Annotated in this window: 11 protein-coding genes; 4 read left to right on the forward strand and 7 right to left on the reverse strand. The window is 72.5% G+C overall.

Translation table 11 applies throughout. The features are described from left to right. Both BLT23_RS13740 and BLT23_RS13745 read right to left on the reverse strand, forming a co-directional pair. Positions 1-186, reverse strand: a complete 186-nt coding sequence (locus tag BLT23_RS13740) for a hypothetical protein (protein WP_090049084.1) — start codon at positions 184-186, stop codon at positions 1-3. Next, the gene (locus BLT23_RS13745; protein WP_245743936.1) at positions 183-2792 is read right to left on the reverse strand and encodes a type 2 lanthipeptide synthetase LanM family protein; all 2610 of its coding nucleotides are present in this window, start codon (positions 2790-2792) and stop codon (positions 183-185) included. Before BLT23_RS13745 ends, BLT23_RS13740 begins: the two co-directional genes overlap by 4 nt. Before the next feature lie 140 nt (positions 2793-2932). Between BLT23_RS13745 and BLT23_RS13750 the strand changes: the two genes are divergently transcribed. Together BLT23_RS13750 and BLT23_RS13755 are read left to right on the forward strand one after the other, a co-directional pair. Next, positions 2933-3991, forward strand: coding sequence for a helix-turn-helix domain-containing protein (locus BLT23_RS13750; protein WP_090049088.1), 1059 nt, complete (start codon positions 2933-2935; stop codon positions 3989-3991). 257 nt (positions 3992-4248) lie between these two features. Next, positions 4249-4536: a hypothetical protein gene (locus BLT23_RS13755; protein ID WP_090049090.1), complete on the forward strand. Its 288-nt coding sequence runs from the start codon at positions 4249-4251 to the stop codon at positions 4534-4536. A gap of 13 nt (positions 4537-4549) precedes the next feature. Here BLT23_RS13755 and BLT23_RS13760 read toward each other — a convergent pair whose 3' ends face one another. Then, positions 4550-5158 (reverse strand): superoxide dismutase family protein, encoded by a 609-nt coding sequence (locus BLT23_RS13760; RefSeq protein ID WP_090049094.1) that lies wholly within the window; start codon positions 5156-5158, stop codon positions 4550-4552. Between the two features lie 13 nt (positions 5159-5171). Beyond that, positions 5172-7556, reverse strand: a complete 2385-nt coding sequence (locus BLT23_RS13765; protein WP_090049096.1) for a hypothetical protein — start codon at positions 7554-7556, stop codon at positions 5172-5174. Between the two features lie 119 nt (positions 7557-7675). Between BLT23_RS13765 and BLT23_RS13770 the strand changes: the two genes are divergently transcribed. Beyond that, complete coding sequence (locus BLT23_RS13770; RefSeq protein ID WP_090049098.1) at positions 7676-9553, forward strand: S41 family peptidase; 1878 nt, start codon at positions 7676-7678, stop codon at positions 9551-9553. Positions 9554-9615: 62 nt separating this feature from the next. Here BLT23_RS13770 and BLT23_RS13775 read toward each other — a convergent pair whose 3' ends face one another. The 3 genes from BLT23_RS13775 to BLT23_RS13785 all read right to left on the reverse strand — a co-directional run bounded on the left by BLT23_RS13775 (position 9616) and on the right by BLT23_RS13785 (position 11873). Continuing rightward, positions 9616-10137: a hypothetical protein gene (locus BLT23_RS13775; protein ID WP_143035927.1), complete on the reverse strand. Its 522-nt coding sequence runs from the start codon at positions 10135-10137 to the stop codon at positions 9616-9618. 126 nt (positions 10138-10263) lie between these two features. Further along, positions 10264-10827, reverse strand: a complete 564-nt coding sequence (locus BLT23_RS13780; protein ID WP_143035928.1) for a hypothetical protein — start codon at positions 10825-10827, stop codon at positions 10264-10266. A 119-nt stretch (positions 10828-10946) separates the two neighbouring features. Then, positions 10947-11873 carry a LuxR C-terminal-related transcriptional regulator gene (locus BLT23_RS13785; RefSeq protein WP_176946735.1) on the reverse strand — a complete coding sequence of 309 codons (927 nt, stop codon included), beginning with the start codon at positions 11871-11873 and terminating at the stop codon, positions 10947-10949. Between the two features lie 183 nt (positions 11874-12056). On the opposite strand from BLT23_RS13785, the gene BLT23_RS13790 reads away from it, so the two are divergent. Continuing rightward, on the forward strand, positions 12057-13859 hold the full coding sequence (locus BLT23_RS13790; protein WP_218133739.1) for a S8 family peptidase: 1803 nt from the start codon (positions 12057-12059) through the stop codon (positions 13857-13859). Positions 13860-13865 lie beyond the last annotated feature (6 nt).

Below are 13865 nucleotides of genomic sequence, written 5' to 3' on the forward strand. Positions count from 1 at the left end.
TCAGTCGATGCTGACCGTCGTGTCCGACAGGGTGGGGACGATCGACGCGAACGCCGTCGCCGCCAGGGTCAGGCCCATCAGGGCGCGTGCCCTCGCTCCCGCGAAGACCGTCGGAGCGAGCTCCATCTCCCCGATCGCGTCCTCGGCCTCGGGCTGCGCGTCCGAGTGGTGCAGGGACTCGTTCATCTGATGCACTCCTTGGTTCGGTGTGGGGGTTCGAGAGCGAGGACGGACGGCACCGGGAAGCCCTGGCGCAGCAGCCCGAGGCCGATGCCGGACAACCCGGTGAGCAGGCCGGGCGACGGGACGCCGCCGGGGGTGGCGCACCGCGCGCCGTGTTCGTCCAGCGCTCCCAGCACTAGGGCGGTGCGCCGGGCGGCGGCACCGGGGTGGTGGGCGGAGAGGGCTTCGACGACGCCCAGCTCGCCGTGGCAGAGGCTCATGTCCCGCAACGGTTCGCGGGACGCGAGCAGCCCGGCCAGCCGGTCGTCGCCGCGGGCCAGTGCCACGCCGGCGAGGCCGGTGCACCAGCCGACGTCGGTCGGGTCGATCGCGTCGCTCTCCAGGAACGCCGTCGCCGCCACGTCCGCGGGCTCGTCGTGCAGGGCCTCCGCGTACCGCCGCAGCGCCCACCCGATGCCCGCGTTGCCCCGCGCGAAGCCGTGGGCGGCGGCGGCCGAGCCCCGCAGCACGGTCGCGTAGTGACGGGCCAGGTCGAGCGCCTCCGGCGTGCCGACGGACAGCATCGCGGCCAGCGAGCCGGCGACCCCGTCCACGACGCCCGTCGCCGTGTCCTCCCGCGGCATCACCGCGACGGCGTTCGCGAGCAGCGAGGGGTCGAGCTCCAGCAACGGGGTGAGCCGGGCGAGGCCGAGGCAGATGCCGCCCAGACCGTGCAGGCCGCCGCCCGCCAGCGCGGCCAGCGCGGGCTCCTCGGCGAACACCTCCAGCAGCGACGGCAACGGCCGCAAGGCGTTGCGCGCGAAGTCCACGTACCGCGCGGCACCGGTCAGCGCGCCCAGCTCCGCCAGGAACAGCGCGACGCCCGTGTAGCCGTTGGACAGACCGGCGCCGAGCGGCTGCACCGTCCAGTGCCGGTCGTCGACGAGCTCCAGGCCGATCCAGTTGACCCGGTCGCCGCCGGTGACGGCGTGCGCGAGCACCTGGTCGGCGATCCCGCACGCGGCGACGAGCAGCCGCGCGGGGTCGGGGTCGACGGCGGCGACGTGGCCCGGCAGCGCCGCGCCGGAGTGGTGCGAGACGGGCCGCGGCCGTGAGGCCAGCAGCGCGGTGACGACCCACTGCTGGTCGTGCCGGTCGACCTCGCTCATCGTCGTGATCTTGCGTTCGACGGCGTGCAGCCCGGGCTCCGGCAGCATCCCCGGCAGCCGGAGCCCGGACGCGGTCCACAGGTCTCGCGACCCCGGCCGGCACGTGAACAGCGGCACGTCGCCGCGCCACAGGTCGGCCACCTCGAACGGCACGAGCCGGTCGAGCAGCGGGTCGTCCGCGACGAGGACGCCGAACGCCAGGTCGCGGTCGAGCGCGTCGGCCAGCACGGACGGGTGCGTCGACTCGTCGAGCAGCTTCGCGTACTGCCGGGTCGCCCTCGGCACGAACCGCACCTCGTCGTCGGCCGCCTCGCGGACGAGCCGCAGCAGCTCGTCGCGGTGCGCCACGATCGCGTCGTAGCCGGTGCGGAACCCCGCCAGCAGCGAGTCCTGGTAGTCGGCGGGCTCGGCGGGGACGCCGCCCAGCACCGGCCGGTTCCCGGCGCCCGTCGACTCCTTCGGACGCCGGACCAGGCGCATCCGGTCCGTTCCCGGGTCGGCCCAGTCGACGACGTCGAGCGGTGACGGCACCCCGTGGTCCCCGCCGACGCCGGACACGTCCGCGGCGCCGTTGTCGCCCAGCAGCACGTGGGGGAGCAGGGCCGTCCGGTGCACCGACCTGACCAGCGCCGCCGCGGCCGGGTCGCTGTCCTGGATGGACGTCGGGTGGAACAGCGTCTCGACGTCCACGAGCACCGGCTGGTCGCCGCACGCGATCAGGTTCTCGTAGTGCATGTCCGTGCCGTCGAGGGCGTAGAGCAGGGCGAGCAGCGCGCCCAGCCGCCGGTAGAACTCGGCGACCCCGGCGACGTCCGCGCACGGTTCGTGCTCGACGTGCTCCAGCCAGCCGTAGCCGTCCCTGACGAGCATCCGGGGCGTGCGGAAGTCGATGCCGGTCCGCGCGGAGAACCACCGCAGCTGGCCGGTGAACCGCGCGTGCAGCTCGACCGGCCGCGGCCGGTGCACGAGCCTGGCGCCCGACTCGAAGGTCAGCACCGCGACCGTCCGGCCCTGCTGGTGCGCGTCACCCAGGCCGGTCCGCACGGACACCAGCTCGCCGGGGTCGCGGCCCTGGAAGACGGTGGCGACAACGTCCTCGCGGTCGCGTGCCAGCCGCTCGGTCAGCTCGCGGTGCGCGGCGACGGACTGCTCGCACGCCTGGGCGAGCAGCCGGGCGAGCACCGGGTAGCGCCGGAAGAGGCCGGACAGGTCGAGGGTGCGGGTGAACTCGACGAACCGCTCCTCGCTCGTCGGGCTCACCAGGGTCCCGCGCGCCCGGTGCAGCTCCAGCACCAGCGTCCGCGCCGCGATGGCGACGAGCCGCCGTCCGAGCTGCTCCGCGAACATCGCGTCGAGGGGCGGCGCGATCTCGGTGCGCGCGGCGTCGACGAGCGGCCGGAGTGCGTGCGCGAAGGCCGCTCTCCAGCTCTCACCTGTGCTCGTCTCGGGCGCTGAGGTCACGGCAAGAACCTGACACGGGTCCGCGCACCCGCACATGGGGGCGAATCCCCCAGATTTGCGCGCGGGGCGAATATGGGGGTCCGCCACCCATGTTCCGCTCGAGCCCGCGCCCCGACACTCAGTGCCGAGGAGGAACGGCGATGAGGGACTTCGGCGAACTACTGCGCACGCACCGGATCCGCGCGGGACTGACCCAGCAGCAGCTGGCGGACTTCGCGATGGTGAGCGTCCGGGCGATCCGCGACCTGGAGTGCGGGCGCACCCGCACGCCGCGGGCCGAGACGGTGCGCCTGCTCGCGGAGGGCCTGCGGCTGGACGAGACCAGCCGCGCGGACCTGGCGAAGGCCGGCGGGCGGACGGCGGCGCGAGCGGGTGCCGCACCCCCGGCACCGGCGGGGGCGATCGTGGGCAGGGAGGTCGAGACGGCGGCGCTGGTGGCGCTGCTGTCGGGCTGCGCGGCGGGTGGGCAGCGGCGGCTGGTCACCATCACCGGCCTGAGCGGCGTCGGCAAGACCCGCCTGGCCCTGGAGGCCGCGGGCGAGCTGCACTTCCGGCACGGCTGGTCGGTGCTGTGGCACCCGGCCTCGCCGCCGTCGGCCGACGACGACCAGGACACCGTCCTCGTCACCGACCGGTGCCCGGAGCCGCGCCTGCTCGCCGAGCACCCCCGGCTGCGCGTCCTGGTGACCGCGCTGGCCCCGACCGGCCTGCCCGGCGAGCACGTGTTCCCGCTGTCGCCGCTGTCCGACGAGGCGGCGGTGCGGCTGCTCCTCACGCACGTGCACCGGGTGCGGCCGGGGTTCCGCGCGGAGCCCGCGAACCAGGCGGCGCTGACCGGCCTGGTCAAGGAGCTGGACGGCCTGCCGTCGGCGCTGGAGTTCGCGGCGGGCTGGTTCATGGTGTACTCGCCGCAGCACCTGCTGGAACGCCTGCGCGCCAACCCGGTGGACCCCACCTCGGCCCACCTGCGCGACGCGCTGCGCCGTTCACTGTCCACTTTGGACGAGGACGGGCGGCGCAGGCTCGTGGACGTGATCGAGAACAGGGCGCACGGCGACCTGCGCGATCTGGTCGTCCGCGGCCTCGTGCGGCGGGCCGGGATGCGCTACGAGGCGCTCAACCTGGTGCGCGCGGCGGTGCTCGAACCCCAGCCGGACCGCGACTTCACCGGAGGCGTCGCCCTGTCCTGGCCCTGTTAGCGCACGGCACCGCTGGCGCGCTCCGGGAGTGGCCGGTCCGCCGATAGGCAGGAACAGCTGGGCGCCGCGCCAGAGGTGCCGTCCCGCCGTTCCCTTCCCGCCCGCCCACCCGCCCACCCGCCCGAGTGTCATCCGCCAGTGTTCACCCCCTCCTCAACGTGACGTGGCTATAGGACGCGGGGGCCCCGCGTATCACTGGAGGGAACGCGGGGCTCCCGCGTTCCCGACGGGAAACACGAAAGAGAGTCGCGGGCGGGGTGGGGCGTTACGGACAGTACTTCGGCGAGGGACAGGGCCGCAGGCTGTGCCGCGACGGCGACACCGAGGTGTGGGGTGAAGGGCATGTCCGGCGGGCCGGTGGTGACGCTGCTCAACCGGGGCGCGGACCCACGCCCGTCACGGCGGCGGAGATCGGCGTGCCCGCCGCCGCGTCGTACCGGGTGCTCGGCCTGTGGAACGGCGAGCTGCCCGCCACGCCGGGACCGCTCGGCGGTGAGGTGGCCGGGCACGGCGTCCTGGCGCTGCGGGTGTGGCCGGTGGGCTGAGGGACCCGCGAGGTCAGAACGCGGCGGTGAGGCAGGCGAGGCGGTCGCCCGCGGTGCCGGCCTTGCCGTGCTCGGTGCTGGTGTGCGCGGCGTGCAGGACCACCGAGTTCGCCTCGCCCCGGCGGAACTCCCAGGCCACGGTCGACGACGCGGAACCCGCTCCCTGCGCGTCGGTGGTGAGGTCGAGCCAGATCTCGTTGCGCGCGTTGGCGTACGCCGGGTCGACGCTCGGCGTCACCGGGTCCTTCTCGTGCTGGTAGTGCGGGCCGGAGTCGGCGGGCGCGGCACCGCACGGCTTGGTGTGCACGTGTGAGCCGTACCGGGTGCCCGGCAGCAGGCCGGAGACCCGCAGCACGACCGTCGTCCGTCCATTCGAGACGGACGAGGAGGTGGAGATCCTGGCGCCCGGCGGGACCCGGCCCACGTCGTGGGTGATGCCCTTGGGCTGCTCACCCGACTCGGCGGGCGCCGCCACCGCGGTCTCGGCCACCGGAGTGGTGGTCGTCGACGTGGTGGAGGCCGACGGGCCGGACGCCGGGACGTCCTGTGCGGAGCCGGAGTCCGAGCAGGCGGGCAGCGTGAGCAGAGCGGCTCCGGCGAGGGCAGCCACGGTCGTGCGCATGGTTCTCCTTGGGTCAGCTGTCCTCCAGGTTCCCATTCCTCTCTCCGCCACGAACGGGTGACCGGGGCTTCGCGACGAGCTCCGCGAACGCCTCGCGGTAGGCGGCGCACAGGTGGTAGTCGCTGTGGGTCTCCACCTTGTCCGGTGCGCCGCCGGTCTCGCCCGCGCGGCGGTCGACGGTGTTCTCCGCCCAGCCGTGCACCGGGAAACCGAGATAGTCGGTGCGCCGCCACAGGTTGATCCAGTGCCCCTCCAGCAGCGCGCTGAGCCCGGAACCCCCGGCAGGACCGGGAGCACGCCGCCACGGGTCGCACGAGAACATCGCGCCCGCCCGCACCGGCGGCGTGCCCAGGACGGCGGGACCCAGCAGCTCGGGGAAGATCCGGCCGAAGTACGGGCGCAGCTGCACGCCGTATGTCAGCAACTGGACACGGTCGAGGTATCCGGCGGGCAACGCGTACAGCGCCGCCACGGCCAGCACGGCGCCCAGGCTGTGCGCCGAGAGCACCACGCGGTTCGACTCCGACTCGTCGAGGAACTCCCTGGTGCGGTCGGCGATCTCGGGTACGGCCCGTTCCGCGTAGCACGGCGGCGCGAACGGGTGGGCGGTGCGCGGCAGGAAGCACATCAGGTCCCACAGCAGTCCCAGCGGCCTGCGGTTGGTGAGCATCCCGGCGCCGACGAACGACCCGACCACCGCGACCCCGGCGAGGCCGGTGACCCAGTCGCCCTTGCCCACGACCCAGGTGACGCCCTCCCACCGGGCCCATTCCGGGGAGGCGAACGTCAGGTAGCACGTCAGCGCCACCGCCAGCACGCCCAGCGTGGACAGCACCCCCACGACGTTCTCGGCCCGGTGCGCGACGGCGACGACGTGCCGTGCCCGCACGACGAGCACCGAGGCGTCGTCGTCCAGCACCGCGGGCGGCACGACCCGCTTCAGCAGCACCGCTGCCTGCGCGAGGACCAGCAGCACCAGCGGGACCAGCGCGCAGGCGAACGCCGCGCTGAACCACGAGTAGAACGCGGGCGCCACGAGCCCCGTCCCGGCCCAGCCCCGGAACGTCAGCACCAGCACGGTCGACGACATCACCGAGGTGAGCAGCGACAGTCCCAGCAGCACACCGGGTCCCGCGCCGTGCCACGCCTGCCACCGGTCACCGATGCGCGGCCGGGCCCGCCACGCCAGCGCGCCGCCGGACGCGGCGGCGCCGGCCCACGCGAGCGGAACCCAGTACGTGGCGACCATGAACGCCACGAACAGCAGGAGCAGCACCAACGGTCCCTTGGCGTCGTTGCGCCGCCACGACCACGCCGCGAGCACCGAGCCGAGCAGCGCCGTCGTCACCACCGCGGGACCCCATGACGCCAGCCACAGCGGTCCGGTGAAGACGGGCGCGAAGCCGTAGAGCCCGAAGCCGTGCGCCACCAGGACGACCACCGCGGACACCATCAGCAGCCACGACCACAGCCCGCCCTTCTCGTGGGACGGCACGTCCGGGCAGTCCGCCGCGGTCACCACGACCCTGCCCACCACGACCGCCAGCACCCCGGCGGCCAGCACGGTGAGGGCCAGGAAGAAGCCGTGCCGCCACAGCTGTGCGCTCGTCACCAGCACCACCACGCAGCACCCCGCCGCGATGTGCAGCCGGGTGAGCCGCCGGATGCGCGGGCTGCCCTCCCACATGGACGGCCGGCTGAGCACGACGCCGGGCCGCGGCTCGGGAACGCGCCGCATCGCCGTCATCTCGTACCGGCTGCGCGCCAGCGAGGTCAGCACCATCAACCCGAGCAGCAGCACCACCGGCACGGCCGACGCGGCGAGCACCCGGACGTGCTGCGGAGGGCCGCCGAGCAGGTCCATGAACTCCGGCAGCCGCCTGCACGTGGTGCCCGGCAGCGAGCACTGCACCGCGTAGAGGTCGACGGCCACCTCGCAGACGGCGAGCACGAGCAGCATCGTGAGGCCCAGCCCGAACAACCGGGTGGAGGCCGCACCGCGTCCGTTGTTCCACCAGACTCCGCGCCGCGCCGTTCCCGAGTCGTCCGGCAGCTTGCGCGACCAGTAGGCGACGTTCGCGAGCCCGAACGGCAGCAGCAACGCCCATCCGACGCGCCCCAGCGCGTTCGCGAGCACCGACGGCACCCCGCTGCCGGGAACACCGGGGCTGCTGCGCGCCATGCCGCCCCACGAGTACGCCTCCCGCCGCACCTCGGCGGGCACGCGGCCGGGGTGGTCGGGCGGCAGGTCGGCGAGCTTGTCCTGCCGGGGACGCCAGAAGCTGCCGAACCGGTCGCCGCGGAACTGCTCCACCGCGTGGTCGGGGAGCGCCAGCATCGCCGTCGGGGGTGTGTTGTTGACGCCGTGGATGCGCAGTTCCAGGACGCGTGGACTCATCGCCGGCCTCCCTTTACTCCGGTTGTCGTCATGGAGGTGCCGCCGGTTAGCGGCCGAACGGGTGAAAAGGGTGTATCCCGGCGCCTGCGGAAGCCTCTACTTGGCAAGGAGGCCCCACCATGACCACAACAGCTCACCCGAACGTCGCAAACTCCGTCGGACTCGCCGAGTTCCTGGCCACCGCGGGCACGCTCACCCTGGCGCAGCGCAAGCTCATCGTCGACCAGGCGCTCGTCCTGCTGGAGCAGAACTACGCGCATCTGCCTCTGAAGGTCGCCATGCACGCGGTGAACCCGGTGCAACGCCTCAGAGTCCTGAGAGCCAGACTCGAACGGCAGACCGACGCCACGGCCGAGCCCGAGTGGCAGTTCCACCGCGAACTGTCGAGCACCTTCCACTCGGTGCGCGACCTGCACACGAACTACCTGCTGCCCGCGCCGTTCGCGGGCAAGATCGCCTTCCTGCCGTTCCAGCTGGAGCGGTGCTTCGCCGCGGACGGCACCGAGCAGTACCTCGTCACCCGCGTGGTCGAAGGCTTCGACGGCCTGTCCGTCGGCACGGAGGTGACGCACTGGAACGGCACGCCGGTCGCGCGGGCCGTCGCGTTGAACGGCGCGGTCTTCGCGGGCAGCAACACCGCCGCGAACCTCGCCCGCGGCCTGGAGTCGCTCACGTTGCGCCCCTTGGTGATCCAGCTCCCGCCGGACGAGGACTGGGTCGTCGTCACCTACCGCGGCGAGGACGGCACGCGCGAGGACGTCCGCGTCGAGTGGCAGGTCACCGAGAACCTGCCGCCGATGACCGACGTCGACTCGCTGTCCCCGGCCGCGGCGGCGCAGGGCGTCGACCTCGACTCCGACGAGAAGGCGCGCGCCAAGAAGCTGTTGCACGCGCCCAAGGTCGTGCGCGCGGAGGCCGCGGGCGGCGCCGTCGCGATGGGGACGCAGGACGTCCCGACGACGATGCCCGGCGTGTTCCGCGCGCGTCCGGTCGTGACGCCGTCCGGCACGTTCGGGCACCTGCGGATCTTCACGTTCAGCGTCGACGACCCGGACGCGTTCCTCGCCGAGTTCGTGCGGCTCGCGGCCCTGCTGCCGCAGAACGGGCTCATCGTCGACGTGCGCGACAACGGGGGCGGCCACATCTTCGCCTCGGAGTTCCTGCTGCAGACCATGACCCCGCGCCGCGTCGACCCGGAACCCGTGCAGTTCCTCAGCACCCCGCTGAACCTGCGGATCTGCCGCCGCCACGCGGACGACCCGACCGGGCAGATCGACCTGGGCCCGTGGTTCCCCTCGCTCGACTCGTCGACCGAGACGGGACAGGCGTTCTCCTGCTCGCACACCATCACGCCGGTCGAGGGCGCGAACGCCGTGGGCCAGACCTACCACGGCCCGGTCGTGCTCGTGACGGACGCGCGCTGCTACTCCGCGACCGACATCTTCGCGGCGGGCTGGGCCGACCACGAGCTGGGCCCGATCCTCGGCGTGGACGACAACACCGGCGCGGGCGGCGCGAACGTGTGGACGCACGGCCTGTTGATGACGCTGCTGAAGATCCCGGCGCCCGGCGACACCGAGTCGCCGTACAAGCCGTTGCCCAACAAGGCGAACATGCGCGTGTCGATCCGCCGCACGTTGCGCGTCGGCAAGCTCGCCGGCACGCCCGTCGAGGACCTGGGCGTGCGGCCGACGCACCAGCACAAGCTGACGCGCGCGGACCTGTTGCAGGGCAACGTGGACCTGCTCGCACGGGCGGGCGAGCTGCTGGCGGAGCAGCCGGTGCGAAGGCTGGGCGTGGCGGTCGACGGCACGACCGTCTCACTGGACACCGTGAACCTCGACCGGGTGGACGTCTACGTCGACGGCCGCCCCATGACGTCCCTGGACGTGGCCGACGGCGTGCACACCGTGCCGCTGACCACGACCGGCGAGGAAGTGCGCGTCGACGGTTTCGCGCAAGGACGACTGGTGGCCGCGCGCAAGGTCACCGGTTGAGGGGAGCGGGCGCTTCCGGTGGCACCACGACCGGAAGCGCCCGCTCGCCTGCTACCGGTTCGCTACCCGGTGAAGGTGTACGCGCGGTCGGTGGCGACCGCGGTGAGCTCCGTGCCGAGGCCGAGCCGCCACGCCTGTGCCGTGACGACCTCGCCGTTCGGACGGAAGCTCGTCACCAGCTGCGTCCTGGACTCCTCGTCCTCCGCGACCACGACGACGCCGCCGAGCAGGTCGTCCTCGACCGAGACGCACTTCGTCCGTTCGCAGACCTGCGCGGGGGAGTCGGTGCGGAAGCCGGGGGCGAAGATCTCCAGGTACACGGAGGTGTACCGGTCGCCCTGGTACGTGAACCTGATCTGGTTGCCCACGAACTGCATCCCGTCGAACAGGCCCGCCGCCAGACCGCCCCACGCTCCCGGCGTGACGCGCTCGGCGCCGGGGAAGATCAGCGGGAACGTCGTGCTTTCGTGCGCTGACAACGCTTCCGTCATCACCTGGAGCTCTTCTTTGGTCTTGTGGATCGGTGTCACGTCCGCGACGGCCGTGCCCGCCAGTCCTGCGAGCGCGAGTCCTGCGAGAGCCATCGCGATCACTGTGCGCATGTTTCCCCCAAGCGGTTGTTTGCTTGCTTACGAGGACACAAACGCCCGCAAAGCCGTGGGAGGTTGCAAGGGCGCTTCCGGCACTGGACCGGAAGCGCCCGTCAGCGACTACCTGGTGAAGGTGTACGCGCGGTCGGAGGCCACGGCCGCCAGCTGCGGGTACACGTCAGCACGCCACGCCTGTGCCCACACGACCTCGCCGTTGGGGCGGAAGTTGTACGCCGCCGCGATGTTGAACGGCTCGAACTCGGTGAGCACCGTGACACCGCCGCGGTGGTCGGTGAACTCGCCGACGCACTTGTCGCGCTTGCACAGCTCCTCCGGCGAGTCCACGAACTCACCGGGGGCGTTGACCTGCGTGTAGACCTGCGTGTCCTCGCCCCGGTAGCGGAACGACACCACGTTGCCCATGTACTGCATGCCGTCGAACACGCCCTCGGACTCGCCACCCCAGTTGCCGGGAGTGACGTCCGCGGCGCCGCGGAAGGTCCGCGGGAACGTCTTCTCCTGGCGTTCGGAGAACTCGGCGGCCTGCTTTTCCAGCTCCGCCTTGGTCTTGTGGACCGGAGTGACGTCCTGCGGCGGCCACGTGAGGCCAGTGTCCGCCGAGGCCGTGCCGGCGAGACCCACGAGGGCCAGTCCCGTCAGAGCGGCCGCCATCACCTTGTGCATGCGCATTAATCCCCCTAGTGATCGGAAAACGCGTGCACCTGTTCAGAGGCCGGCGATGATCAAAAGGTTGTCAGCCGTCTTGAGATGGCCGATGTGCGGTGCCGTCCACGGTTCCCGCCTCACAGCCAGCCGCGGCGCATCGCCTGCACCCCTGCCTGGAACCGGGTCTGCGCGCCGCACCTGTCCATCAGCTGCCGCACCCGCCGCTGCACGGTCCGCGGTGCCAGCCCGAGCTGCCGCGCGATCGACTCGTCGGTCAGCCCGGCCGCGAGCAGGCCGAGCAGGTTCGGGTCCACACCGGACTCGGCCGCGTAGATCCCGCCGGGGCTGAACGGGATCCCCTTGTCCCAGTACAGCTCGAACGTCGAGCGCAGCACGTCCAGCAACGGCGACGGGCGGACCAGCAGCACCTTGTCGATCACGTCGCCGTTGACGACCGGCAGCACGGCGGCGTGCGTGTCGACGACGGCCAGCTTGAACGGCAGCGTCGGCGTGACGCGCGCCCGTTCGCCGGCCGCGACCAGCTCGATGATCTCGGTGACGCGGCCGGGCAGGTCCACGGCGGACCGGTCGTAGACGACGCGCCACCGCACGTCGCGCTGCCGCGTCGAGTCCTCCAGCACGGCGTGCTCCTCCTGCGGCGAGAGGTAGGGCGGCTGGTCGAGCACGCGGACCTCCTCCCGCGCACCGCGCAGCAGCGTCCGCCACAGGTCGAGCACGGCGTCCCGGCCGGACACCACCTCGACGAACGCGTTGTCCGCCAGCTCCTCGTCGCGGTTGCGCAGGTACAGCTCCATCAACGGGCCGACGTCCGCCCGCGCCCGGCGGTGCTCCTCCTCGCGTGCCGCGATCACCGCCTCGACCGCGAGGTCGGGGGCGACGGCCTGCCACACGTCGCCGGGCAGGTGCCGGACCACGCCGAGCTCCCGCAGCCGTTGCAGCTGGGCGCCGGAGACGCCGATCTCGTCGGTGGTGCGGCTGCCGCCGGTGACGAGGAGCTCGTAGACCGCCGTCAGCTCCGGCGAGACGCCCAGATGTCCGAACACGGCGCCATTCTGCTCCATTCGGGGCAACCGGGGTGTCGTGAACACGCCACTGTCGCCAATCGGTCTCCGCGAGACCTGTCTTCGCGGGTGTGGCCCGACTTACGGTCCTCGTCACCTCCGCAGCCGGTTCAGAACCCTGACGCCCTCAACGGCACGCGGAGGCCCTGCGTGGAAGGACCTCACGTGACCGGATTGCGACGCACGAGCCTGTGCGCCGCGGCGGTGTCCGCCGCCGTGCTCAGCATCGTCACCCCCGCCGGGGCGGCTCCCGCCCAGCCCCAGGCCCAGCCCGACTCGACTCAGCCCGGCCCGGCCCAGGCGGCCCGCCCGTTCGAACGGCTGATCGTCGGCTACAAGCCCGGCACCGCCGAAGCGATGTCCGACTCCGCTGCCTCGGACGACGTGCGCAGCAAGGGCAAGTCCCTGCACCGCCGCATGTCCGGCGGCGCCGTCGTCGTGAACCTCGGCGTGAAGACCGCCAATGCCGACGCGGCGATCCAGGCGTTCAAGAACGACCCCGATGTCGCCTACGTCGAGCCGGACCTGCTCATGCAGCCGTTCGCCGACCCGAACGACACCGAGTACTCCCGCCAGTGGGACCTGTTCGAGGCCACCGCGGGCATGAACGTGCCCGGCGCGTGGAACAGCAGCACCGGCGCGGGCGTGACCGTCGCCGTGATCGACACCGGCTACGTCGCCCACAGCGACCTGGCCTCCAAGGTCGTGGCGGGCTACGACTTCGTGTCCGACTCGGCCCGTGCCCGCGACAACAACGGCCGTGACGCCAACCCTGCCGACGAAGGCGACTGGGTGGCGCGCGGTGAGTGCGGCGTCGACGCCCAGGGCAACCCGGTGCCCGCCTCCGACCAGTCGTCGTCGTGGCACGGCACGCACGTGGCCGGCACGATCGCCGCCGCCACCAACAACGGCAAGGGCATCGCGGGCATCGCCTACGACGCCAAGATCCAGCCGTTGCGCGTGCTGGCGAAGTGCGGTGGCGCCACCTCCGACATCGCCGACGCGATCACCTGGGCCTCTGGCGGCACGGTCAGCGGCGTCCCCGCCAACGCCACGCCCGCCAAGGTCATCAACATGTCGCTGGGCGGCCAGTCGTCCTGCTCGACGACCTACCAGAACGCCATCAACGGCGCGGTCAACCGCGGCACCACGGTCGTCGTCGCGGCCGGCAACTCGAACCTGAACGTCGCGAACTTCACCCCGGCCAACTGCAACGGCGTCATCACCGTCGCGGCGTCGTCCCGTGAGGGCAACAAGGCGTTCTACTCGAACTACGGCACCCGCATCGACATCGCGGCACCCGGCGGCGAGACCCGCCGCGGCACCGACACCCCCGGCACGATCACCACGCCGCAGAACGGCATCTGGTCGACGCTGAACGCGGGCGCCACCACCCCCGGAGCGGAGAACTACCAGCCGTACCAGGGCACGTCGATGGCGGCACCGCACATCGCGGGCCTCGCGGCGCTGCTGATCGCGAAGAAGCCCTCCCTGACCCCGGCCCAGGTGAAGGACCTGATCAAGATCAACGCCCGCGCGCTGCCCGGCACCTGCTCCGGCGGCTGCGGCGCGGGTCTCGCCGACGCGGCGAAGACCGTCGCGGCAGTGGACTCGGCGCCGTCGACCGGCTTGGAGAACACGACGGACGTGGCGATCCCGGACCGCGGCGCCGCCGTCACGTCCTCGATCACCTCGACCTTGTCCGGCAACGCCTCCTCGGCGACCAAGGTGGGTGTGAACATCGTCCACACCTACCGCGGCGACCTGGTGATCGACCTGGTCGCGCCGGACGGCACCGCCTACCGGCTGAAGAACTCGTCCTCTTCGGACAGTGCGGACAACGTGGTGGCGACCTACACGGTCAACGCCTCGTCCGAGGTCGCGGCGGGCACGTGGAAGCTGCGGGTCCAGGACGTCTACTCCGGTGACACCGGGTACGTCGACTCCTGGAACCTGACCCTGCGATAGCTCCGC

Origin of the sequence: Lentzea fradiae (assembly GCF_900100955.1) — a bacterium.
GTDB classification, from domain to species: domain Bacteria; phylum Actinomycetota; class Actinomycetes; order Mycobacteriales; family Pseudonocardiaceae; genus Lentzea; species Lentzea fradiae.